Origin of the sequence: Bacillus sp. OTU2372, assembly GCF_038440275.1 — a bacterium.
Taxonomy (GTDB): domain Bacteria; phylum Bacillota; class Bacilli; order Bacillales; family Cytobacillaceae; genus Neobacillus; species Neobacillus bataviensis_B.
This window is the reverse complement of sequence record NZ_JASATK010000002.1, coordinates 131,732-153,837: the sequence shown is the minus strand read 5'-3', so window position 1 is coordinate 153,837 and position 22,106 is coordinate 131,732. Positions and strand designations below refer to the sequence as shown.

At 40.3% G+C, this 22,106-nt stretch carries 23 protein-coding genes; 16 read left to right on the top strand and 7 right to left on the bottom strand.

Features of this window, described 5'->3' with window-relative positions; genetic code table 11:
- The first annotated feature begins 60 nt into the window (after window positions 1–60).
- Window positions 61–195, top strand: a complete 135-nt coding sequence (locus tag AAHB15_RS05695) for a hypothetical protein (RefSeq protein WP_255286495.1) — start codon at window positions 61–63, stop codon at window positions 193–195.
- Window positions 196–382: 187 nt separating this feature from the next.
- Here AAHB15_RS05695 and AAHB15_RS05690 read toward each other — a convergent pair whose 3' ends face one another.
- The 3 genes from AAHB15_RS05690 to AAHB15_RS05680 form a co-directional block, all read right to left on the bottom strand.
- Complete coding sequence (locus tag AAHB15_RS05690) at window positions 383–1,915, bottom strand: FAD-dependent oxidoreductase (RefSeq protein ID WP_342041960.1); 1,533 nt, start codon at window positions 1,913–1,915, stop codon at window positions 383–385.
- 142 nt (window positions 1,916–2,057) lie between these two features.
- Window positions 2,058–2,204 (bottom strand): hypothetical protein, encoded by a 147-nt coding sequence (locus AAHB15_RS05685; RefSeq protein ID WP_335571405.1) that lies wholly within the window; start codon window positions 2,202–2,204, stop codon window positions 2,058–2,060.
- A gap of 82 nt (window positions 2,205–2,286) precedes the next feature.
- Window positions 2,287–2,673 (bottom strand): DUF1360 domain-containing protein, encoded by a 387-nt coding sequence (locus AAHB15_RS05680; RefSeq protein WP_335571406.1) that lies wholly within the window; start codon window positions 2,671–2,673, stop codon window positions 2,287–2,289.
- A gap of 113 nt (window positions 2,674–2,786) precedes the next feature.
- On the opposite strand from AAHB15_RS05680, the gene safA reads away from it, so the two are divergent.
- From safA to AAHB15_RS05620, 12 genes are all read left to right on the top strand, one after another.
- Window positions 2,787–3,398 (top strand): SafA/ExsA family spore coat assembly protein, encoded by a 612-nt coding sequence (safA, locus tag AAHB15_RS05675; RefSeq protein WP_098527293.1) that lies wholly within the window; start codon window positions 2,787–2,789, stop codon window positions 3,396–3,398.
- A 153-nt stretch (window positions 3,399–3,551) separates the two neighbouring features.
- Entirely contained in the window at window positions 3,552–3,899 is a 348-nt protein-coding gene (locus AAHB15_RS05670) for a lmo0954 family membrane protein (protein ID WP_342041959.1), read from the top strand.
- Window positions 3,900–3,932: 33 nt separating this feature from the next.
- Window positions 3,933–4,577: a PspA/IM30 family protein gene (locus AAHB15_RS05665; protein ID WP_342041958.1), complete on the top strand. Its 645-nt coding sequence runs from the start codon at window positions 3,933–3,935 to the stop codon at window positions 4,575–4,577.
- A gap of 369 nt (window positions 4,578–4,946) precedes the next feature.
- Entirely contained in the window at window positions 4,947–5,681 is a 735-nt protein-coding gene (liaF, locus tag AAHB15_RS05660; RefSeq protein WP_335571408.1) for a cell wall-active antibiotics response protein LiaF, read from the top strand.
- Window positions 5,678–6,727 (top strand): sensor histidine kinase, encoded by a 1,050-nt coding sequence (locus AAHB15_RS05655; protein WP_342041957.1) that lies wholly within the window; start codon window positions 5,678–5,680, stop codon window positions 6,725–6,727. The genes liaF and AAHB15_RS05655 overlap by 4 nt, the downstream gene beginning before the upstream one ends.
- Entirely contained in the window at window positions 6,720–7,352 is a 633-nt protein-coding gene (locus AAHB15_RS05650) for a response regulator transcription factor (protein WP_342041956.1), read from the top strand. Before AAHB15_RS05655 ends, AAHB15_RS05650 begins: the two co-directional genes overlap by 8 nt.
- 136 nt (window positions 7,353–7,488) lie before the next feature.
- Window positions 7,489–8,337 carry an iron uptake system protein EfeO gene (gene efeO / locus AAHB15_RS05645; RefSeq protein WP_342041955.1) on the top strand — a complete coding sequence of 283 codons (849 nt, stop codon included), beginning with the start codon at window positions 7,489–7,491 and terminating at the stop codon, window positions 8,335–8,337.
- A complete protein-coding gene (efeB, locus tag AAHB15_RS05640; protein ID WP_342041954.1) occupies window positions 8,338–9,627 on the top strand; it encodes an iron uptake transporter deferrochelatase/peroxidase subunit in 1,290 nt (429 codons plus the stop codon).
- Between the two features lie 30 nt (window positions 9,628–9,657).
- A complete protein-coding gene (locus AAHB15_RS05635) occupies window positions 9,658–11,418 on the top strand; it encodes an FTR1 family iron permease (RefSeq protein WP_342041953.1) in 1,761 nt (586 codons plus the stop codon).
- Between the two features lie 105 nt (window positions 11,419–11,523).
- Complete coding sequence (locus tag AAHB15_RS05630; RefSeq protein ID WP_335571414.1) at window positions 11,524–12,858, top strand: polysaccharide biosynthesis protein; 1,335 nt, start codon at window positions 11,524–11,526, stop codon at window positions 12,856–12,858.
- An 88-nt stretch (window positions 12,859–12,946) separates the two neighbouring features.
- Window positions 12,947–13,456, top strand: coding sequence for an RNA polymerase sigma factor (locus tag AAHB15_RS05625; protein WP_342041952.1), 510 nt, complete (start codon window positions 12,947–12,949; stop codon window positions 13,454–13,456).
- A gap of 47 nt (window positions 13,457–13,503) precedes the next feature.
- Window positions 13,504–15,243 (top strand): aromatic amino acid hydroxylase, encoded by a 1,740-nt coding sequence (locus tag AAHB15_RS05620; RefSeq protein WP_342041951.1) that lies wholly within the window; start codon window positions 13,504–13,506, stop codon window positions 15,241–15,243.
- Between the two features lie 318 nt (window positions 15,244–15,561).
- Here AAHB15_RS05620 and AAHB15_RS05615 read toward each other — a convergent pair whose 3' ends face one another.
- From AAHB15_RS05615 to AAHB15_RS05605, 3 genes are all read right to left on the bottom strand, one after another.
- Complete coding sequence (locus AAHB15_RS05615) at window positions 15,562–16,200, bottom strand: Bax inhibitor-1/YccA family protein (protein ID WP_342041950.1); 639 nt, start codon at window positions 16,198–16,200, stop codon at window positions 15,562–15,564.
- Window positions 16,201–16,276: 76 nt separating this feature from the next.
- Window positions 16,277–16,669 carry a large-conductance mechanosensitive channel protein MscL gene (gene mscL / locus AAHB15_RS05610; RefSeq protein ID WP_098532814.1) on the bottom strand — a complete coding sequence of 131 codons (393 nt, stop codon included), beginning with the start codon at window positions 16,667–16,669 and terminating at the stop codon, window positions 16,277–16,279.
- Between the two features lie 93 nt (window positions 16,670–16,762).
- Entirely contained in the window at window positions 16,763–18,256 is a 1,494-nt protein-coding gene (locus AAHB15_RS05605) for a LuxR C-terminal-related transcriptional regulator (protein ID WP_342041949.1), read from the bottom strand.
- A 201-nt stretch (window positions 18,257–18,457) separates the two neighbouring features.
- Here AAHB15_RS05605 and AAHB15_RS05600 point away from each other — a divergent pair, with 201 nt between their 5' ends.
- From AAHB15_RS05600 to AAHB15_RS05590, 3 genes are read left to right on the top strand one after another with little or no spacing between them, the layout of a single operon-like run.
- Window positions 18,458–19,033 carry a DUF6230 family protein gene (locus tag AAHB15_RS05600; protein ID WP_335571419.1) on the top strand — a complete coding sequence of 192 codons (576 nt, stop codon included), beginning with the start codon at window positions 18,458–18,460 and terminating at the stop codon, window positions 19,031–19,033.
- Window positions 19,034–19,052: 19 nt separating this feature from the next.
- Window positions 19,053–19,436, top strand: coding sequence for a DUF6114 domain-containing protein (locus tag AAHB15_RS05595; protein WP_342041948.1), 384 nt, complete (start codon window positions 19,053–19,055; stop codon window positions 19,434–19,436).
- A 12-nt stretch (window positions 19,437–19,448) separates the two neighbouring features.
- Window positions 19,449–20,777, top strand: a complete 1,329-nt coding sequence (locus tag AAHB15_RS05590; protein WP_342041947.1) for a DUF6230 family protein — start codon at window positions 19,449–19,451, stop codon at window positions 20,775–20,777.
- A 62-nt stretch (window positions 20,778–20,839) separates the two neighbouring features.
- On the opposite strand, the gene AAHB15_RS05585 is transcribed toward AAHB15_RS05590, so the two are convergent.
- Window positions 20,840–22,072, bottom strand: a complete 1,233-nt coding sequence (locus AAHB15_RS05585; RefSeq protein WP_335571423.1) for an aminopeptidase — start codon at window positions 22,070–22,072, stop codon at window positions 20,840–20,842.
- Window positions 22,073–22,106: the final 34 nt, after the last annotated feature.

The window sequence follows — 22,106 nt, the reverse complement described above, 5'->3', positions numbered from 1 at the left end:
AATAGGCGGAATCTGTTTCACCCATACTATAAATGATTTTCTTGAAAAGGAGATGGTAGTGTGGGAAAACAGAAGCTTGGTAATGCCAATGCCCAGCGTAATAACAATCGTAAAAAGGGCATGAAAGATAGTGCTGAATTAGTGGAATTTACAACGGGAGAAGAATTAAAGCTGAATCGTCCGAATAGCAAATAAAAGGAACGCCTCCTTCGATGGGAAGGGGGCGTTTTTTGAATTCTAGTATGGAATTGTTAATATATCCCGATTTTTTGTTAATATATCTGATTTTTTGTTAATAACCTTTAAGCTTTTGTTAATATATCGATTTTTTTGTTAATATCAGACGATTTTTTGTTAATATCAGTAATTTCCCCTAGGAAAATTACTCTCCTTGAAGCAGTTCTAACGACTTTTTAGTTGGACCCTCAATCACATCGCCCGCGTACGAATAGCGGGAGCCGTGGCATGGGCAGTCCCAAGACTTTTCGGCACGATTCCATTCACATTCACACCCCAGATGAGTACAGGTCGTGTCAACAATATAAAGCTTGCCATTCTCGTCCTTATAGGCACCAGCTCTTTTGCCATGAAACATCACAACCGAACCTTCACCTTCCTGTAAATCTTCCGGAACCTTTTCAACTATTTCAAGTTTACCTTTGAGTAAGTGTTTGGCAACATCGACATTAGTCGAAATGACTTCCTTTAAATCTGGATCAGCATGAAAGCGTGATGGTGAATATAATGCTGCAAAACGATTCGTTCCGCCAACAATATGATCTTTTAAAATATGCCCAGCTAAAATACCAGTGGACATCCCCCATTTTTTATAACCGGTTGCGATTAAAACATTTTTTCGTTCTGCTGTATATGGACCGATATAAGGCATTTTATCGAGGGTCACATTATCTTGAGCAGACCAGCGGTATTGGTATTCCTTGATGCCAAAAACCTCTTCAGTAAAGGTTTGAAGCTCTTCAAAGTGCTTTAGCGTGTCAACGCCTTGCCCCGTTTTGTGGTTCTCGCCGCCAATAATCAGCAAACTTTCGCCATTATCGAGCGGGGTGTACCGAATCGAACGTGACGGGCTGTCAGCGCTGATGTACAAGCCGCCAGGATATTGTTGCTTCGTTTTGACCCCGATAGCATAAGAACGATCCGCATACATTCTTGCAAAATAAAGTCCTGGTTTATCATAAAAAGGAAAATGTGAAGCAATGATTACATGCTTAGCTGTCACTCTTTGCCCGTTTTTTGTAATAACCTTTGGCTCTGAATGGTCATCCTCTATACCATCAGCAATGGTATTTTCATAAACGGAACAGCCCGCTTGAACGGCCTCATCTAACAGTGCTTTTAAAAATTTCAATGGATGATACTGAGCCTGGTTACTCATCATCAAAGCTGCTTTTACTGGAATATTAAAGGGAATCGAATCTTTCAAGGCTCCCTCAATATTAAGACTCTTGTAAGCCTCCCACTCAGTTTTTAGCTTGTCGGCATACTCATCCGTTGTGGCATATACATAGGCATCCTGCTTACTAAAATCACATTTTATGCCCTTCTCGTTCACCGTATTCTCCACAAACTGAACAGCCATCATCATTGATTCATAATATAGTCTCGCTTTTTCTTTACCAAAATGATTAATAAACTCATCATAAATAAGCCCGTGCTGAGCAGTTAATTTTGCCGTTGTGTGTCCGGTTGTACCGTTTAAGATTCCCCCAGCCTCAAGTAAGGCTACTTTTTGACCTTCTTTAGTCAGTAGATAGGCAGCAGTTATCCCTGTTATTCCAGCTCCAACAATGGCAACATCTACACTAATATCCTGTTCTAATGGCTTGAATGTTGGTAATTCAATTTCACGCCAATATGTTCGAGGAAACTTTTGGGTGTTTTCAGATGAATTCATATGTATTCCTCCACTTCAAAATAATCACATGTTTAATTTTTCCTAAAATGAAAAAATCATGTGATGTAAGGGAGAACTTATTTTTTAGAAAAAATAAAACTCGCCAATAGGCGAGTCATCGTGATTCACAAAATGAGGGATGTTACATGGATTCTTGATCGGAATTAATTTTATCAATCCGTTTAGCGTCGTCTGTATCCAGCCCCTGTCGTAAGAAATGAATAAAGGTTCCGCCTGCAAAACCGAGACAAAGGACAAAAGCGATGGTTGTAATCCACCAAATTGCCAACTGAGAATCCCCCTTTACATATGCCTAGCTACAGAAGCATAACTAAATATATGCGCAAGGGGGAGAAATTTTTCCACTTGTCTTAGGATTTGTTATTGTCTTTTTTGTGAAGCTCGGAGTAGTAATCGACCTTTTTTATGTTTACTCCGACAAAAGTTTCGATAATCGATTGGCCGCCTGCTATAGAGAGAATTAAAATAATGACATAGGTGACCTTGGGGAATAGCAAGTAGGCGCCGCCTAATAAAAAAGCGCTCCACATGCCGGCACACCAATAACATTTTAATAAGTAACCAAACATGGAGGTAGGAACTTCCTTTGTTGTGGTTCCCTCGCTCGTTTCTACCTTAACCTTTTTTACAAATGGTCTTCGGATAAATTCGGTGATTTTATCAAAAACGATCAAATGGGTTAATCGATAGCTTGCTAAAATTAACATGATATAAGTCATCCCAGAAATGTCTGCCACTTTTTTAGTCCTCCAAAGACGGTTTGTTTTAATGTTACTTTTAGAAAAGTTTTTTTCGCTGCCTGTATATTTTGAGCCTGAAATCAAAATTATATATCGAGGAGGCGAATAAAATGAAAAAATCTTTTTGGTTCAGTTTTCTGTTCTTACTATCCCTTTTCTGCATTCCAAGTGTCTCTTTTGCCCAACAAATCTACACGGTTCAATCTGGGGACTCACTTTGGAAAATTGCTGTCCGGTATCAAGTAGGGATTAGTGAGCTTATTTCAGCAAATCCGCAGTTTAAGAATCCTAACATGATTTATCCTGGTCAAAAGGTAACCATTCCTGATTTAGGCGGAGTAAAATCAATTGAAAACCAAGTTATTCAGCTTACAAATCAAGAGCGTGCAAAGAACGGGTTACCAGCCATGACTGCTGATTGGGAACTGTCAAGGGTTGCACGCTACAAAGCAATGGACATGCGGGACAAGAATTATTTTAGTCATACAAGTCCAACGTATGGCAGTCCTTTTACGATGATGAAGAATTTTGGTATTACTTATCGTTCTGCAGCGGAAAATATTGCTGCCGGACAAACTACACCACAGTCGGTGGTACAGTCATGGATGAATAGCTCAGGTCACAGAGCCAATATCCTAAGCTCCAACACTAGAATTGGAGTTGGTTACGCTAAGGGCGGTTCCTATGGTTATTACTGGGTTCAGATGTTTATATCTAAATAATCTAAAGCCAAGGGTCAGTTTCTTAAGCAATTGCTTAAGAGGCTGACCCTTTCTACGTCTTAAGACCGATAAAAAAATCAAGCTTAGGCTCAATTATGGGAGCTAAGGAAAACAGGTATGATGAAAACAAGAAAGGAAAGGAGTGAAACAACGATGAAAAAGTTTGGTTTACTGTTAGCCGGGGGAATTGCGGCATTCATCCTGCTTTCAACCATCGGTCCAATGGTTGGATTACTTGTAAGTGTGGTTCTTCTGTATTTCATCTTTAAGCAATTCTTAAAGACAAAATCTATTGTGGGACGAATTGGTCTGGGAATCATTGGCTTTATTGTCCTAATTGCATCGCTTCACAATGTACCGGCAATTATTGGCATAGCAGCAGCATACGTTTTATACCTTGTTTATAAAAAGTGGAACAAGAGTAAGGTCAGCAAAATAATCGAGGCTGATGATCCATTTAGTAATTTTGAAAAACAATGGAGCGAATTGAAACAGTATTAGAAATGCTAACCCTATTAAAAGGAGAGAATGAACATGACAAACTTATTTACAAGGATTAAAAATACGATTACTGCCGATTTACATGAGGCGCTCGACCAGAAGGAAAATAAGAACCCAATTGCTATGTTGAACCAATATCTTCGCGAATGTGAGCAGGAAACGGAAAAGGTAAGAAAACTTTTGCAGCGTCAATATACTTTAAAGGATGAATTTACGAGAGAATATCATCAGGCGGAGGAGTTAGCCAATAAAAGAAAGCATCAGGTAGAAATTGCTTCCAAAGCGGGAGAAACAGAGTTATCCGATTTTGCTTCGGCTGAGTATCAGCAATATCAAGACAGGTCTGGCCGCATTAAGGTATCACTTGATCAAGTCACGGGACAGATTGGAGATTTAGAAAGAAAATACGAAGAAATGAAACATAAATTAAAAGACATGCATTTGCGCCGTATGGAGTTAATGGGCCGTGAAAATGTAACTCGGGCAAATCTGCGAATAAACCAAGTGCTTGATGCCCATTCTGATTCCGATCAATCCTACTTAAGATTTAAAGAAATTGAAAACTATCTTGACCGTCTCGAACATCAAGTTAACAGTTCTTTTTACCGTAATACAATCGATGCGAGAATTGCACAATTAGAAAAAGAAATGAAATTAGAAGAAAGCAAGTCCATTTAATCAAAAAAATGGTATTCTATAAAAGAAAGCGGAAGCGCCTTGTTCAGCCCCGACAAGCACAAGACGAGCCGGCCGAAAGGTTGCTTTTTAACCTTTTGGGCGGATTGACCTAAAGGTGGAGGCGATTGCCCTGGGACTCTAGGCTAAGACGGCCCATGCAAGAAGGCGCTTTTTGCCTTCTTCAGGGGATGGCTAGACTTGCGTCCCAAGGAGCCGCAACTGGATAAGCTTGTGACCTCGAGGGGCTAGGCGCTGGAGCTGGACTGGACTATTCTATTAGAAAAGCGCAAGGAATAAGGAATTCGTAATGGGCGTAGTCTAACTGCGCCTTTTACCTGTAAAACTACTGCATTAAAAGGAGGGTGGCCAATGTTTAAAAATAAAAAAAGTGATTATCTCAGCTGGCTTGTTATCATCGGGATTGTAATCTTGCTCTTAGAGATTTTATTTTTTAACAGGGGGCTGATATTCTCTCTTTTTATTGCAGGCGGGATGATCTATTTAGGCCGGAAAAAGGCGGGTAAAAGATTAGGGAAAGTCCTGTTTATTGTAGGGATCATCTTCTTTGTTCTAAGTATTGTCAATATGATGACCTTTAAGTTTCTATTACTAGCCATATTATTGCACATTTTCATTCAATTTTTTCAAACGAAAAGACAGCCAAAAAAAATAGTGCCGGATATTGTTTCTTCTGAACCAGCACAATCAGAAGAAACGTTGATTAGTTCGGAACCATTGTTTAGTAATATTCTCGTTGGACAGCAAAAAACGCCTTTAGGTGTATACGAGTGGGATGATGTGAATATTCAAACGGGTATTGGCGATACCGTTATTGATCTTAGCTATACGATGCTGCCAAAGGGAGAAGCAGTTATTTTTATCCGAAATATCATCGGAAATATCCATATCCTTGTACCATACGAAACGGAAGTAAGTATTCACCATTCTGGTGTCGTAGGATCAGCTAAAGTATTTGGCAATGACAGAGATAAAATATTCAACCAAGTTTTCACTTTGAAAACTTCCGGTTATGAAACTTCTGAGACCAAGGTGAAAATTGTTTCCTCGCTTGTGGTCGGGAATTTAGAGGTGAGCCGGATATGAGTTCAACCCAGCGGCAAATGATCTGGCATATTCTGTTCTGCTTTCTGATCGCGTTAGTCATTGGAGCGGTTCTAATTTATGTATTCCCATTGGGAAACTGGTCTGAATTATGGTCGAGACAATTCATGAATATTCCGATTGTGATTTTTGTTCCTGTCTTTAGTATTGCAATTGGAATATTTTTAGGCGGAATTTCAGGCCTTTTTTGGCGTAAACAATTACTTTCAGTCGAACATTCTCTGCATCAGCTCGAGGAAGGAAGACAAGTCGTAGTGTCAGAAAAGCCCTCTGTTTCAGAAATCCAAGCCATTGCTAAAAGAATTGAGAACGTTGGCAGGCAAATGTCTGAGCAGGCAAAGCTGTCACAGCGGTTAGCTACCGAAAAGGTAGAGGGCCAAGAAGAAAGAATTCAGCAGATCATTGAACAGGAGCGGAATCGGCTTGCAAGGGAATTGCATGACTCCGTCAGCCAACAATTATTTGCTGCTTCGATGATGATGTCGGCAATTAATGAAACAAAAGGCCAGTCTGAAGATGACCGTGAAACCAAACAATTAAAACTCGTTGAAGAAATGATTCACCAATCACAGTTAGAGATGCGGGCCCTTCTGTTACATTTACGCCCAGCTGCCTTAAAGAATAAATCGCTGCAAGAAGGAATTGAGGAGCTGTTAATCGAATTATCTCAAAAGGTGACAATGGATATTAAATGGAAAGTTGAAGATTTTCCATTAGATAAAGGGGTAGAAGATCATCTGTTCCGCATCCTGCAGGAGTCTGTCTCTAATACCCTACGGCACTCAAAAGCCAGCAAATTTGAGGTTTTATTAGTGAAGCGGGATGACCTTATCATTCTTAGGATTGTAGACGACGGAATTGGTTTTGAAGTGAATGAAATGAAAGCCGGCTCCTATGGTATGCAAAACATGCACGAACGGGCGGTTGAAATTGGCGGTACATTAAAAGTAGTTAGTGTTAAAAATAAAGGAACAAGGCTGGAAGTAAAGGTTCCGGTGATGATTAATGGAGATGGTATCAATGATTAGAGTAGTATTTGTCGATGACCACGAAATGGTTAGAATCGGTGTATCTTCTTACCTTTCTGCGCAGGAGGATATTGAAGTGGTGGGTGAAGCCGATAATGGAAAAAAGGGAGTAGAACTCGTCTTAGCTTTACGTCCTGACATTATTTTAATGGACTTGGTGATGAAGGAAATGGACGGAATCGAAGCAACCCGGCAAATTATTGAGCAATGGCCCGAAGCAAAGGTCATTATCGTCACCAGCTTTTTGGATGATGAGAAAGTGTATCCGGCGCTTGAAGCAGGGGCGACCAGCTATATGCTGAAGACGTCAAAGGCCAGTGAAATTGCCAATGCTGTCCGTGCTACCTACCATGGCCAATCCGTTCTTGAACCTGAAGTCACCGGGAAAATGATGGTCAAAATGCGTCAAAAAAATACTCAACTGCCACATGAAGAACTAACCAGCCGCGAACTTGAAATCTTACTGTTGATGGCAGAGGGGAAAACCAACCAGGATATTGCGGATGAATTATTTATCGCACTGAAGACGGTTAAAACCCATGTCAGTAATATACTAAGCAAACTTAACGTACAGGACCGCACCCAAGCGGTTATCTATGCATTTAAGAATTCATTAATTAAATAAACATGCAAACCTCTTAACTTATGTTGGGAGGTTTTTTAATTTTTAAAAAAATGATTGAAAATTGTTCTCACTTACTGTTATTATTATAATAATGAAAATCATTCTCACTATCATTCTATCTGGAGGAAATTCATACATGAAAATATATAAATTATCTGGCCTTGTTCTATTATCTAGCAGTCTATTATTTGGCTGTTCCAATTCGGATCAAGCTTCGACCACTGAAAAAGCAAAGGAAACACAACACACATCTACAGAATCGTTTAAAGGGGTATCGGATGAATATCGACAATATGCGATTTCCGAGATTGAAGAATTTGTTAAAGCCACAGCGGCTTTTACTACAGCAGTTAAAAACGGTGAAATTGATAAAGCCAAGGAGCTTTATGGACCGGCACGGATGCACTATGAGCGTGCTGAACCAATCGCCGAGAGCTTTGGTGACCTCGACCCTAAAATTGATGCACGAGAAGGAGACGTTCCCGACGCAGAATGGGGCGGATATCACCGGATTGAAAAAGGATTATGGATCGAAAACACGACAAAAGGGTATGAACAAATGGCTGATCAGCTAATGAAAGATGTAAACCTGTTACGTGCAAAAGCAGATACAGTGGAAGTGACGCCGGATTTATTAATTACCGGAGCTGTCGACCTTCTAAATGAAGTTTCCACTTCAAAAGTAACCGGAGAAGAGGATCGCTACTCCCATACTGATCTTTACGACTTTGCGGCAAACGTTGAAGGAGCGGAGAAAATCTATCAGCTGCTTAAACCAGCACTAGAGAAAAAAGACAAAGACGTTTCAACAGAGATTCAGGCTCGTTTTGATGATGTTTATAGTCTATTAAACCAGCATAAAAATGGTGATCGCTACAAGCTTTATACAGAATTAACGGAAGCGCAAGTAAAAGAACTTAGCCAGGCCATTGATGCACTAGCTGAACCATTATCACAAATAGGTATTATTACGGAGGCGTCTTAATTGACAAACAATCCAACCAACTTAGAGGCATTAGCTGAAAAAAAGGTATCAAGACGAGACATTCTGAAAACCGCCGGAATTGGCGGTGTTGGAGTCATTCTAGGAGCATCAGGTCTCGGCAGTGTTCTTTCGCTAAAGGAAAGTAAGGCATCGGGCCCTGAGTCGAATCAAGAGATTGTTCCTTTTTATGGTGAATTTCAGAGCGGTATTACGACAAAACCACAAAATCATGTTTATTTTGTTTCCTTAGATGTAACGACATCTAAACGAGAAGACTTGTCCAAACTATTTAAGGAATGGACCAAGGCTTCTGCTTTAATGACAGAGGGGAAGGCAGTCGGCAAGCTTTCTAGCAACGAATTTTTACCTCCGGATGATACAGGGGAGGCGGCAGGCTTATCGCCATCCAATTTAACGATTACATTTGGGGTCGGTCCTAGTCTTTTTGTAAAAGACAATCAAGACCGATTTGGGTTAAAACACAAGCAGCCGAAGGAATTGGTCGATCTTCCCGCTTTCCAGCTTGATGCATTGGAAGAGGAATGGACCGGTGGAGATCTTTGTATTCAAGCTTGCGCAGATGATTTGCAGGTAGCCTTTCATGCGGTCAGAAATCTTATCCGAATCGCCAGAGGGAAAGCAACATTGCGCTGGGCGCAAACTGGTTTCCAGCGATCTAAGGAGGCTGATCCTAAAAAGGAAACACCGAGAAACCTATTCGGTTTCAAAGATGGTACGGTAAACCCTGATGTTGACAGTAAAAAACAGGTGAATGAGCATATTTGGGTCCAGCAGGGTGATGGACCGGATTGGCTTGTTAATGGCAGTTACCTTGTAGTCCGCCGGATTCAAATGTTTATTGAGGTCTGGGATAGAACCAATCTAAGGGAGCAAGAAAACACTTTTGGACGATACCGGGACAGTGGTGCACCGTTAGGGCAAAAGAATGAATTTGATAAACCTGATTTCACCCAAAAGAAAGAAACCGGCGAAGACGTGATCCCTGCCAATTCTCATGTACGCTTGTCCCATGGAGATGGAACACAGCAGATTCTCCGCCGGGCCTATTCCTATGCAGATGGGATGGATTTGAAAACAGGCAGCTTTGATGCAGGTCTTTTGTTTTTATGTTTTCAGCGTACACCAAGTAAGCAGTTTATCCCGATTCAGAACAGGTTAGCTAAAATGGATAAGTTAAATGAATATACGTCCCATCGTGGAAGTGCCATCTTTGCCTGTTTACCAGGAGCTAAACAGGGCGGTTTTATCGGAGAGACACTATTTAACTAGTGATTTCTCTTTTACAGAGGAGAGAGAATTATGCAGCGTTTAAATTGGAAGTATTTATTAGTATTCATCCTACTAATCAGTTTTTTTCAAATGAGCCCTCCCGTAAAGGCAGCGGAAAATAGTGATGAACTTTTTGTACTAATTGGTGATAGTTTAATGAAAGCAAAGAATGGCGAGCAGGCTGTCGTGGCCAATAACATGGAGCAGTTTGCAAGCGAATGGCAGTCCGTTAAAAAAGCCGGCAGCAAACAAGCCCAAAAGGTGGACCAAGAGTTAAAAAAAGTTCAAAGTCTACTAGCTAAAGACAGCGTCGATAAAGAGGCACTCTCGAAAAGTCTCTCGGCCCTTTCAAGTGCAGTCGTCCAATACGATGAGGAACAAAATCCAAAAGATAAAGAAAAAGCCAAAGAACAGATTAAGCAGTTACTTCCGCTTATTACTGTTATGGAGGACTCGATAGAAAAAGGAGATACAGCTTCATTAAATCTACAATATCAAAAATTAATGAATGGCTGGACTGCTTCAGAGAAGGCTGTTCACGATGAGAGTATTGCTGCATATGGAAATATTGAAAAATACACAGCCCTCATTCGAATTGCGATTACACAGGAACCTGCGGATTTAGAGAAAGCCAGTCAAAACTTGGATCAATTAAAAAGCGAAGTAGATAACTTTATTGCCGGTAAAGTATCGAAACAGGTAGAAGGAGATTATTCCTTGAATGACTTAGCTACTTTGTTAAGTGATTCTGAAAAAGCTATTTCTCAAAGTGACTACAAAGGGGCCAGTGAGCATTTAAATAAAATTTTGACCATCTGGCCAATGGTGGAAGGCGATGTCCAAACTAGGGACAGCGGTTTGTACAGTGATATGGAGACGAAGGTCCCAACTGCCATCAGTCTATTAAATTCTGAAAATGTAAACGCCGATAAAGCCACCGATATTGTTAAGGACTTAGAAGATCGACTTGCCCCATTATTAAGTAAAACAAGTTACTCATTATGGGATGCAGCCCTGATATTATTGCGTGAGGGATTAGAAGGCTTATTAGTTGTCGCGACCCTCATTGCTTTTTTGAAAAAGATGGGGCAACCCGCGCAGCAAAAGTGGATATGGTCTGGGGTGGTTGCTGGTATCTTAGCCAGTGCGATCCTCGCCGTTATCATCAATATAGTCTTTTCCAAATTTGTTGCCGCGTCAAGCCGGGAGTATATTGAAGGGATTACTGGTATAGTTGCTGTGGTCATGATGCTGACGATTGGGGCATGGCTTCATAATAAGTCAAGCATCGGTAATTGGAATAAATATATTAATCAGCAAATGCAGCAAGCCATCGCGAAAGGAAGCCTTATGTCCTTTGCCTTTATTAGTTTTCTTTCAGTTTTCCGTGAAGGTGCAGAGACGATTATTTTCTATACCGGCATTACCCCGTATATAAGTTTAGCGGAACTCGTGATGGGAATCTGTTTGGCCCTTGTGTTGTTAGTCATTGCCGGATTTGCCATCATTCATTACAGTGTAAAAATTCCTATTCGCTTGTTCTTTAGAACGGCGACAATCTTAATTTACTTTTTAGCGTTTAAAATTTTAGGGATCAGTATTCATGCATTGCAGATTTCAGATGTGCTTTCGACCACAACGGTGGAACGCTTACCATTTATTGACTGGCTTGGACTCTATCCAACGTACGAAACCACTTTACCGCAAATACTTCTATTGTTAATCATTTTCATAACAACCTATTTGGTTAAAAAAAGTGATGGTAAACAAGTAATATCAACAAATCTTTAAGAGGGCTGGTAACAGCCCTTTTTCTTTTTGCAAAATTTCTCCTACTATTCAAGGGACTTGTCTCATAAGTTATTAAAAGAGATGAGAGTAAGGGAGATTTGTAAATTGAATATTTATTATAAAAGTATCTTTTTTCTAGCTGCCTCTGCTTTTTTAGGTGAAATGATTGAGGTCCTAATCAATATGATTTTGGCAAGAGAGCTGGGGTCACACGGGTTAGGGCTTTATATGACGATTCTTCCCTCAATATTTTTACTTGTCTTATTGTCCAGCTTTGAATTACAGGTCTCGATTTCGAAATTTATCGCGGAACGGGATCAGCGCTACCATCGTAATATTCTCTATCATGCCTTGACCATTACCATTGTTTTTACATGTATTCTTTTCTTAGCAGCCGCCGCGCTTATTCCATTTATCCCGGTATTTAATGCTTACCACCCATATGTGAGATGGCTTGTCTTGGCATTAGTGCCTGTCATCTCCTTTACATCCGTAGCTAGAGGCTATTTTATGGGAGTCCAGGAGATGGGGAAAATAGCGGTCTCAAACTTTCTTCGCAAGTCTATCCAGCTTATAGGACTGTTTATCTTGTTTCGCTTTTTTGAATTCGATGCGGAGGCATCCTTATTAATTGCTATTTGTGCCTTGATAGGCAGTGAAGTTGTGGTGTTTTTATATCTGTTCTACTTGTTTATCATTCAATTCCAACAGCTGAAAAGAAAGCCTTTCTCCAATATGGACCGAAAAGGGGTACGGAAAAACTTAATTGCGGTGTCGATTCCAACGACAGGACTGCGGCTGTTCTCCGCTATCATGAATGCCGTACAACCATTTGTTATAAAGGGAGCCTTGGTTTACTCAGGATTATCCAGTACGCTCGCTGTAGAACAATTTGGAATGCTGATGGGTGTGGCAGCATCAATTGGATTTTTTCCGGCCTTTATTGCTCACTCCTTAATGATTGTGCTGATTCCGGCTGTATCAAAGACCCATTCGCAAAAAGATTTCACAACCCTACAAAAAATGCTCCAGCAAGTGATGACGATTACGTTTTTGTACGGAACTCCAGCGGTCGTCATTTTTTACTTTTTTGCACCAGATTTAACATCTTTATTTTTTAAATCGGATACCTCTGCTATATATCTGCAGTTACTCTGGCCGTTTTTCCTGTTTCATTTCTTTATCATGCCAATGCAGGCTTTCTTAATTGGTCTTGATATGTTAAAAGAATTATTTTTTCATATTATTTGGTCGACCATCATCTCATTTGCTTTGATTCTTTGGCTCGGCTCCTCCCACGATTGGCAGATGAACGGGGTGATTATCGGTATGAATACGGGAGCTGTTCTATTAGCACTTATGCACTATTTAACCATCTGTAAGAAGATTGGAGTTTCTATTTTTATGAAAGGTCTCGTTACGGAAGCAACTGAAAGGTGAAACTATTTTTACACAAAGTGTAGGGGGGTGCAGCTCCTTTCCGTCTATTATATAGAAGATGTTGTTGAAGGAAGGATGGATGGTTAGGATGAACGACCTTGCATTTGAGAAACTAGTGAATGAACATGGTGCGGCTACATTTAAATATATTTTATCGTTAACGAGACAGAAAGAACTTGCGGAAGACCTTTTTCAAGAGGTATTACTTTCAGCATACGTCGCATATCCTTCCATTAAGGAGCAATCAAAATATAAAAGCTGGATTTTTAGGATTGCGATGAATAAATGCCGTGACTTTTGGCGGAAAGAAAAAAAATCGAAGCATTTTTGGAGAGAAGAGGTTTATGCCTATTCAGTCCTGTTTGAACCACATTCCATTCCCGAAGAGGAAATTCTGAATAAATACTCGAGAGAACAAATGGCTGAAAAGGTAAGGACATTGCCGGACATTTACCGTGATCCTATTTTTCTATATTACTATCAAGATTTATCTTTGCTTGAAATTGCGGAAAAAGGGAATCTGCCAATGTCGACAGTGAAAACGAGAATGAGAAGAGCGAAGGAGAGACTACGTCCAAAAATGCAGTCACTTGCTTGATTGCTCCCGTCCTTAATCAAATAAGGTTGGAAAAGGGGAAGGTCAAAATGACTGATAAAGAAAAGCCACAGATTCCAAAGCATTTGCAGCCGTATATATCAACGCAATACTACCACCATTACACGCCAATCGACCATGCCGTTTGGCGCTTTGTTATGAAACAGAACCATTATTTCTTACAGGATATAGCCTATCCTGCGTATGTTAATGGATTAAGAGATTCGGGAATTAAGACAGATCGGGTTCCAAGGGTTGATGATATGAATACAAGTTTGGCAATAATCGGCTGGGGTGCCGTTACAATTGATGGGTTAATTCCAGGCTCGGCTTTTTATGGCTTTTTGGCTAACAGGATTCTCCCGATTGCAACGGAGATTCGGAACATCCAAAATATAGCCTATACACCTGCACCGGATATGCTCCATGAAGCGGCAGGGCATGCACCAATATTATTGGATGAAACTTACCGGGACTTTGTCAGGAAAATTGGTGAAATGGGAGCTAAGGCCCTTTCGAGTAAAGAGAAATTAGAAGTATTTAAAGCGGTTCGCCATTTGACGATTATTGCCGAGGACCCTGATTCAACTCATGAGCAGGTCCAAGAAGCTGAACGGCAAGTTATTGAAGCCAAGAGCAGAGTCAAAGGTTTGTCTGAGGCTGACAAAGTTTCTAGGCTGTTTTGGTGGACAGTTGAGTACGGATTAATAGGAGATGTGAACAACCCTAAAATTTATGGAGCGGGACTACTGTCTTCAGTAGGGGAAAGTCAAAGCTGTCTGAAACCAGATGTGAAAAAAATTCCCTTCTCCGTTGAAGAATGTATCAATACTCCTTATGATGTTACAAAGCCACAGCCGCAATTATTTGTATGTAGTTCCTTTAATGATTTAGTGGAGAAGATTGAACAATTCGCCTCGACTATGGCCTTCCGTAAAGGCGGCACGGAAAGTCTGGATCAAGCACTAGAATCGAGCAGTGTTGCCACAATGGTTTTATCGTCAGGCCTCCAGGTTACCGGTACGCTGACCGCTATTTTAAAGGATGAAAATGCGGAGGCCATTTATGTAAGAACAAAAGGCCCTACAGCTTTGTCCTATGATCATAAACAATTGAAGGATCAAGGTACGGATATACACCGTAAAGGATTTGGAACACCAATCGGTAAATTAAAAGGAGGTATTGTAATAGAAGCTTGTACCGCACAGCAATTGCAAGCTTTAGGTATTAAAGAGGGAAATAATGCCGTATTAGAATTTCAAAGCGGGGTAACAGTGGAAGGCCATGTTAAAAATATATTATTTTATGATGAGAATCCGATTTTGATTAGTTTTACTAATTGTCAAGTGACGTACAAGAATATTGTTCTTTTCGAACCTTCATGGGGAATATTTGATATGGCTGTTGGCGCAAGGGTTACGTCGGTTTTTTCGGGAGCAGCTGACCCGAACCATTATTATGATTCCCCTTCGACAAACGATGAAAGCATGGAAGAAGTTGAACAGCAATGTTTGACTGAACTAGAAAACCTGTATGCAGAAATCCGAGACTTACGAGAGGGCAAGTGGGAGCAAACTAATTTAATGCACGTAAATCGGGTTTTAGCCATTCTCGATCAAAAATATCCAAATGAATGGCTATTACGGATTGAAATATTAGAGCTATTTAAAATAAATCAGGCTATCCATCGAAATGTAAGCGTTATCTTGGATAAGCTGAAAAATACGAACTGGGATCCCTCCGTTAAACAAATGATTGACCGAGGCATAGCATTAATTGAACAGATATAAAAAAACAGGAGCTTGGCATTTGCCAAACTCCTGTTTTTTGAGATAAGAAAGTATAAAAGTTTTTGACTTTGAGAATTGTCTAGCTCCAGCGCCTAGCCCCTCGAGATCACAAGCTCATCCAGTTGCGGCTCCTTGGGACTTAAGTCATAAGCCACCCCCTGAGGAAGGCAAAGAACGCCTTCTTACAGGGTGCGTCTTATGCATTCGTCCCAGAACAGTCGCCTCCATTTAGATCAATCCATCCAAAAGGTTAAAGAACAACCTTTCGGCCGGCTCGTCTTGTGCTTGTCGGAGCTGACCAAGGCGCTTGCGCTTTTCTTAGTCCCTACTTGAAAGGATTCCAAGAATACGTAGAATACTGATAAATAAGTTAACAAAATCTAGGTATAGGTTTAATGCCATCAACGGAACGTCTTCAGGTCTTACTCCGTAGTGCTTCATCCGGCTGATATCAAAAAGAACGTATCCGCTAAATACTAAAACACCGATAAAGGAGTATGCAAGCATTCCTGTTGAGCTTAATGGTAAGAAAATATTATAAATCGAAATGGCCACTAATGCTAAGATAGCTGCAAGTAAAAACCCGCCTAAGAAAGAAAAATTATGTTTGGACTTTGCGGCGTAAATAGCAATCCCAGAAAAGACAACCGTTGTGCTGGCAAATGCCATGCCGACTACATTTGCTCCAGATGTTGACAGATAATAAGCTACGATTGGATATAAAGTAATACCTGAAATAAAAGTAAAAATATACAAAAATGCATATGAAACAGCTTTTCTCCTTCTAAAGAAAAAGGCGCTAATCAGCATAACAAATTCTAAAATCATTAACGGCATAAACAGCCCAGGCGGTACGACAAATGCCCCTGCCATCGTTCCTAAGAAAGCGATCGCTAATGAAATAGCAAACGTCCTTAAAACGGAAGGCATAAATTCAGTCGATGTTTGTGTATACAAAGCTCTTCACCTCAAATAGAATTAGATAGAAAGTCCTTTGTACTGACTTCCCTTATTAAGATATACGTATAAGTGGTCAAGATGTTTCATTTTTTCTTAAAGATTCTTGGTTTTCTTTTAATAAGTCACGAATCTGCGTTAATAGCTCTTCTTGGGTCTCTACTTTCACAACAACCTCTGCAGGTACTTCCTTCCTTTTAAAACGCGTTATTAATTTCACAAATAAGAAAACGGAAAATGAGATAATAAAGAAATCAACAACGGATTGGATAAATTTCCCGTAAGCTAGGCTATGATAGGAAAGTTCAGCAAAAGAGTTTACTTTCCCTAGTAATAATCCAACCAATGGCATGATAATATCTGCGACAAGTGAAGAGACAATTTTTCCAAATGCCCCTCCAATTATGACCCCAACTGCTAAATCAATGACATTGCCTTTCATGGCAAACTGTTTAAATTCATTCCACATAGAAGCAGACCCCCTTTTTGTTTTTTCTTAATTGTTCATTTTATCCTGACCCATCAAGAAAGGCAACTATATTTGTTGTTTTAGGCCAAGCGGTTATGATATTAATTTCATTTTAATAGCCTTCACGGCCGCATCGGTCCGATTTTTAGCCGCTAATTTTTGAATAATGGCAGATACATAGTCTCGGACTGTGTAGCTGCTAAGATGCAACTTTTCGGCTGCCTCACTAATGGAAGCCCCATCAGCAATTAATTGCAGGACTTCTTTTTCCCGAAGCGTTAAAATAGTTTGCGGACACCCAAATTGCTGGAGTGTCTCATCCCAAATAGAATATAAAAGTTCTCCGGCATATTGTCCAAATTTTATTAGTGTCGTCATGGTTTCAGGTAAGACCTCAAATGGGGTTTCTGCCCCTTGATCTAACAGGGCAATTCCAAGTAACTTGTTTTTGGTCGGTACGAAAATAGGCAAGACAACGAGGGACTTCAGCTGATATTCCTGAACATATCTTTTCGGCAAAATATCTAGCGCATTTGAAAAATATAGAGGCTGTGAATGGGTCAAAGAATAAAAGTATTTGTCTATTAAGGGCAGTGTGAAGATTTCCTCTTTAATTTGTTGAACGGTGAAATCACTTACATTATAACCGGAAACTCCGATTCCTTTATCCACATAGTGGTTATATAAGAATAAGGCGCAGCGCTTGAATGGCATATAATCCACTAGTCCTCTAGTTATGGCGTTAAGGCCATCATCCACACTCTTCGTTTGAATCAGATGTTGTAGAAATAGGAGGGAAGCATCCTTCCATTCCATTTTACTCTCGAGCTGGTGGAGCTTAAGCTGCCGTAAATACATCCCCTTGATAAAAGAAATCTGCTCCCCAGACAGCAAATCATCTGGACAAATTAGGAGATTATCATTTATACATGGTATTTGGATTATTTCATAATCATCGGAACTTGCACCGACTAATTTCTGAATCGCTAACGAAAGATGGTCGATTTCCCCTGCCTTTAAACTTGTACATATATCAAGTAAATGGTTGTCCACTTTATACGAATCGGAACAAATTACTGTTTCAACTTGATAGTCTTGCTGATTTTTTTTTACCACTGCTACCCACTTAATAGGGACCATATTGGTTGAGATAATTGATTTTAACCATTTTTGATTTTGAGCTTCAACATTTTGGGATAAAAAGGTTTGGTCTAGGATTCTAGAAAAAAACGAATGCACGGCTTGATGGTCTAGAAATGTCGTTGACGATTTTTGTGCTAACAGTTGATGAAAGAGATTTTCTATAGTCGTAAGGAGAAAAATAGATTCATTTTCCTCTTCTTTTTTAGAAAATCGAGCCTGCCACTCCGTAAACAGTGAAAAGATCAACGAGTCAACATTAGGATTCCTTTCATCAACAGGCTTCATAATGGCCATCTCAATAATGGTTTCAAATCTGGCGACTAAATCGTCATTTTGATAATTTAATTTTGTCAGCTGATGTTTCCAACGTTTTAAAAAAGGTTCTTTATGCTCAAATAGGAGAGTAAGTCCTTTGAGTAAAAGCTGATCAATTTTATGTTTCATGCATCATCCATCCTCACTCTTCTCTTATTAAATCTTACGTAAGTCTCTTTTCTATTATGTCCGTAGTGTAAAGACCACCCCGACATTTGACGGGTGCTTATAATTTACACGATATTTTCCGTGATTGTTTGAATAAAACAAGGATTGTATGCTAGAGGTAAGAATTATTGTTTAAATATTTAGAAAAAAAGGAGGGATTTGATGGAGGCTTCTTTTCAACTTGTTGAGGGTACCACGAGTAAAAAGGTGTTTTGGTCGGCGCTGGCGACAGGGTTATTGACGTTAGCACTACTGCTAATTTCATTTGGGATTTCGGGTGTTGCCTATGCAGTTCCAATTGCAGGTGTAGGAGACTTTTATGTAGAGTTTGATAAATTAGTAGGGAATAATTATACTTTCTATCCAAAAATGGGTGAAACAGGCTCATCAGCTTCTGCACCACAAGGAACCAATTTAATTGAAACTCTGACCATAGATAATCTTCAATTATATAAGGATTTTAAAGTAGGCGGTGAATGGATCCGTGTCAAAATAACCGCTTCCAAGCCTGTTCAGATTACTGGTTTGCAACATGATGCCGGGTTGATAGAAGCAGATGCGAAGTTCCAAAATTTAGTCCTCCAAGAAAAGCATAGTGATGACTGGCAGAAACAATTTAAGCAAACGTCTTCAACTATTACGCTTGAGCATGCAAAATTAAAAACTCACTATCTATTTCAAAAGACAATTAATATGAACGGTATGCGGCTAACGGTTGAAAAAATCAATAAGAAGTAGGCTGGGGGGGCAGAAGCTAATGGGGGCTAAAAAGTGGAGCAAAAGCCGGCCGCTATGGGGAGCATTCATCACTATCCTAAGTGGGCTAATGATCTTATGGGTTCCATTAAATCTGTATTTAAGCACCTTTTTACCAGGTTCCATTGCGAGCATCGGTTTATTATTTGGAGGTGTCATCACCTTAATTGGTATAGTCGCAATCTTTTTTCCGAATGCTTCTAAGATACTAGGAATCTTTACGATTTTCCTTTCGATTCTCTCGGTAGTTGGTGCCTTAGGAGGGTTCTTATTTGGAACATTACTCGGAATTATTGGAGGAGCTTTATTAATGGGATGGCGCCTTGAACCTGTAAAAGTGAAGACTGCACCTCCAAACGGACTTGAGAAAACACACTCTGTTTAAAGGGGAGAAATTATGTGGTGGAAACGAAAGCGCATCTTATTATGCTTTTGTATTCAGTTGCTGATGCTGACATTATGCTCTCTCGGTAACCCTGTTTTCGCCGCAGAAAAAACGAAGGACGAGGGTTTTATTATCGAGGCGGACCGAGTGGTTGGCTCCGGTATGTTTGCAACAATTGTTAAACAAGAGACCTCTCAGAACAAAGAGAAACCAATGCTCCGGATTCAGTATCAATCAGCAACGATCTATGGAATGAAATTAACAAAGCAAATCGACACACCCAATGGGGCTGTAACCATCAGCTTAAAAGCAAATGGCCCTGTTACCGTAAAAAATATGACTGTTGACACAACGGCCATTTCATTTAAAGGGGCCTGCATTAATGCGAATCAGACGATACCCGAGCTTGGCATGGAAAGCGTGGTGATGGCGGCCCACTATATGAAATCGGTGGATAGTTTAATAGATCAATTGACCTTGACCACAATAACTGGAAAAACAAATCCACAAAAGCCAGGTACGATTAAAGTATTACAAGATTTGAGTTTACTCCCGATGAATGAAATCGATAAACAAATTGAAAAAATAGTGACAGGTCATCTGCCATTAATGTGTGAGGATTTTTCAAAGGCAGGAGCGTTGACAGATTCTGATGGTACCATACTTGACCCTGCAAAGGGAACAATGGAGATTGTAACAAAACCATTGGAGCCAGTGCTGAAACCGTTGGAACCGGTGACCAGGCCGCTAGAGCCAGTGCTGAAACCGTTGGAACCGGTGACCAGGCCGCTAGAGCCAGTGCTGAAACCGTTGGAACCGGTGACGAAGCCGCTAGAGCCAGTGCTGAAACCGTTGGAACCGGTGACCAGGCCGCTAGAGCCAGTGCTGAAACCGTTGGAACCGGTGACCAGGCCGCTGGAGCCAGTGCTGAAACCGCTGGAACCGGTGACGAAGCCGCTGGAGCCAGTGCTGAAACCGTTGGAACAGGTGACGAAGCCAGTGGAGACTGTATTGAATCCGCTTGACCATATAACAAAAGGCGATTCGACGATCCCAACAGTGTGTGTGCTCGCAAAGGAAAGCAAAGGAGTCGTGAATAAACAACTCGCACTGGATTTAATTGACGAAGGACTTGATAAGACATTGCCTTTAAGTAAATTATGTGAGAAGGATACCTCACTTACGAATCAGCTTCAAATAATGGAAAAAGATTTATTAAAATCGCTCGGATTGTTTGATCTATTGGGTAATATCAAACTAGAGGACCCAGTCCAACAACTAACTAAAATGCGTGAAAGAGTCTTAAAAGAAAAGGATGGAGCGATTATTTTTAAACCATAGAAAAAAGAGCAGATTAGATTCTGCTCTTTTTTACCTAGATTACAGGAACTCCTCCAGACTTTTTAGAATGCCCAGTTCCCATCTCTAAAGATAGGTTCTGTTTTTCCATCAGCTGTGATTCCATCGATGTCCATTTCAGCGGAACCAATCATGAAATCCACATGGGTAATACTTTCGTTAAGTCCGTTTTGTGCTAACTCCTCAGAAGACATTTGCTTTCCACCTTCAATACAGAAAGCGTAGGCACTGCCGATCGCTAAATGGTTCGAAGCATTTTCATCAAAAAGCGTATTAAAGAAAAGGACATTGGATTTTGAAATAGGAGAGTCATAAGGAACAAGCGCTACCTCTCCTAGATAATGCGAACCTTCGTCTGTATCAACTAGACGCTTTAAGATTTCTTCGCCTTCTTCGGCCTTCACACCGACAATTTTTCCATTTTCAAACGTGATCGAGAAGCGGTCAATGATATTGCCGCCGTAGCTTAAAGGTTTCGTGCTGGCAACGGTACCATTAACACCAGTTTTCAAAGGTACAGTGAAAACTTCTTCAGTAGGCATGTTGGCCATGAACTCAAAACCTTTTTGATTAACACTGCCTGCACCTACCCAAAGATGCTTCTCAGGCAGTTCAATCGTTAAATCCGTTCCGGGAGCAGTATAATGAAGTTTTTTGTATCTTTTTCCGTTTAAATAGTGGACCTTTTCATGAAGTGTTTCGTCATGCTTTTTCCAAGCTTCTACTGGATTTTCTGTATCAACTCGAACAGATTTAAAAATAGCCTCCCAAAGCTTAGTTACTTGATTTTCACTAGGCTCATCCGGGAATACTTTTGCAGCCCAATCGTTAGATGCTGCAGCAATCACTGTCCAGCTGACTTTGTCAGATTGTGCAGCTTTCCGATAATTTGCAAGCGCCTTTCCAGCTGCTTTTTGGAAGTTAGCGATTCGTTCAGGATTTACACCTTTTAACAAGTCAGGGCTTGAAGAAATAATCGACATGAAAGCAGCCCCATTATCTGCTAAATCCTCCATTTCCTTTGCACGCCAAACCGGATACTCTAAAAACGCCTCATCTGGTGCCAAATCATATTTTGTTCTTGTCACGATATCATCGTTCCAATTCACAATGACATTTAAAGCCCCTGTTTCATATGCCTTTTTGACAACAAGACGGACAAATTCAGCTGCTTCTAAAGTGGCGTTGACCACTAGGGTTTGGCCTTTTTGAATATTAACCCCAACCTTGACAGCAAGCTCTGCATATTTTTCAAGACTCTTTTTAAAATCGCTCATGTTATGTAACTCCTTTTATCAGAATCTTCCTTTA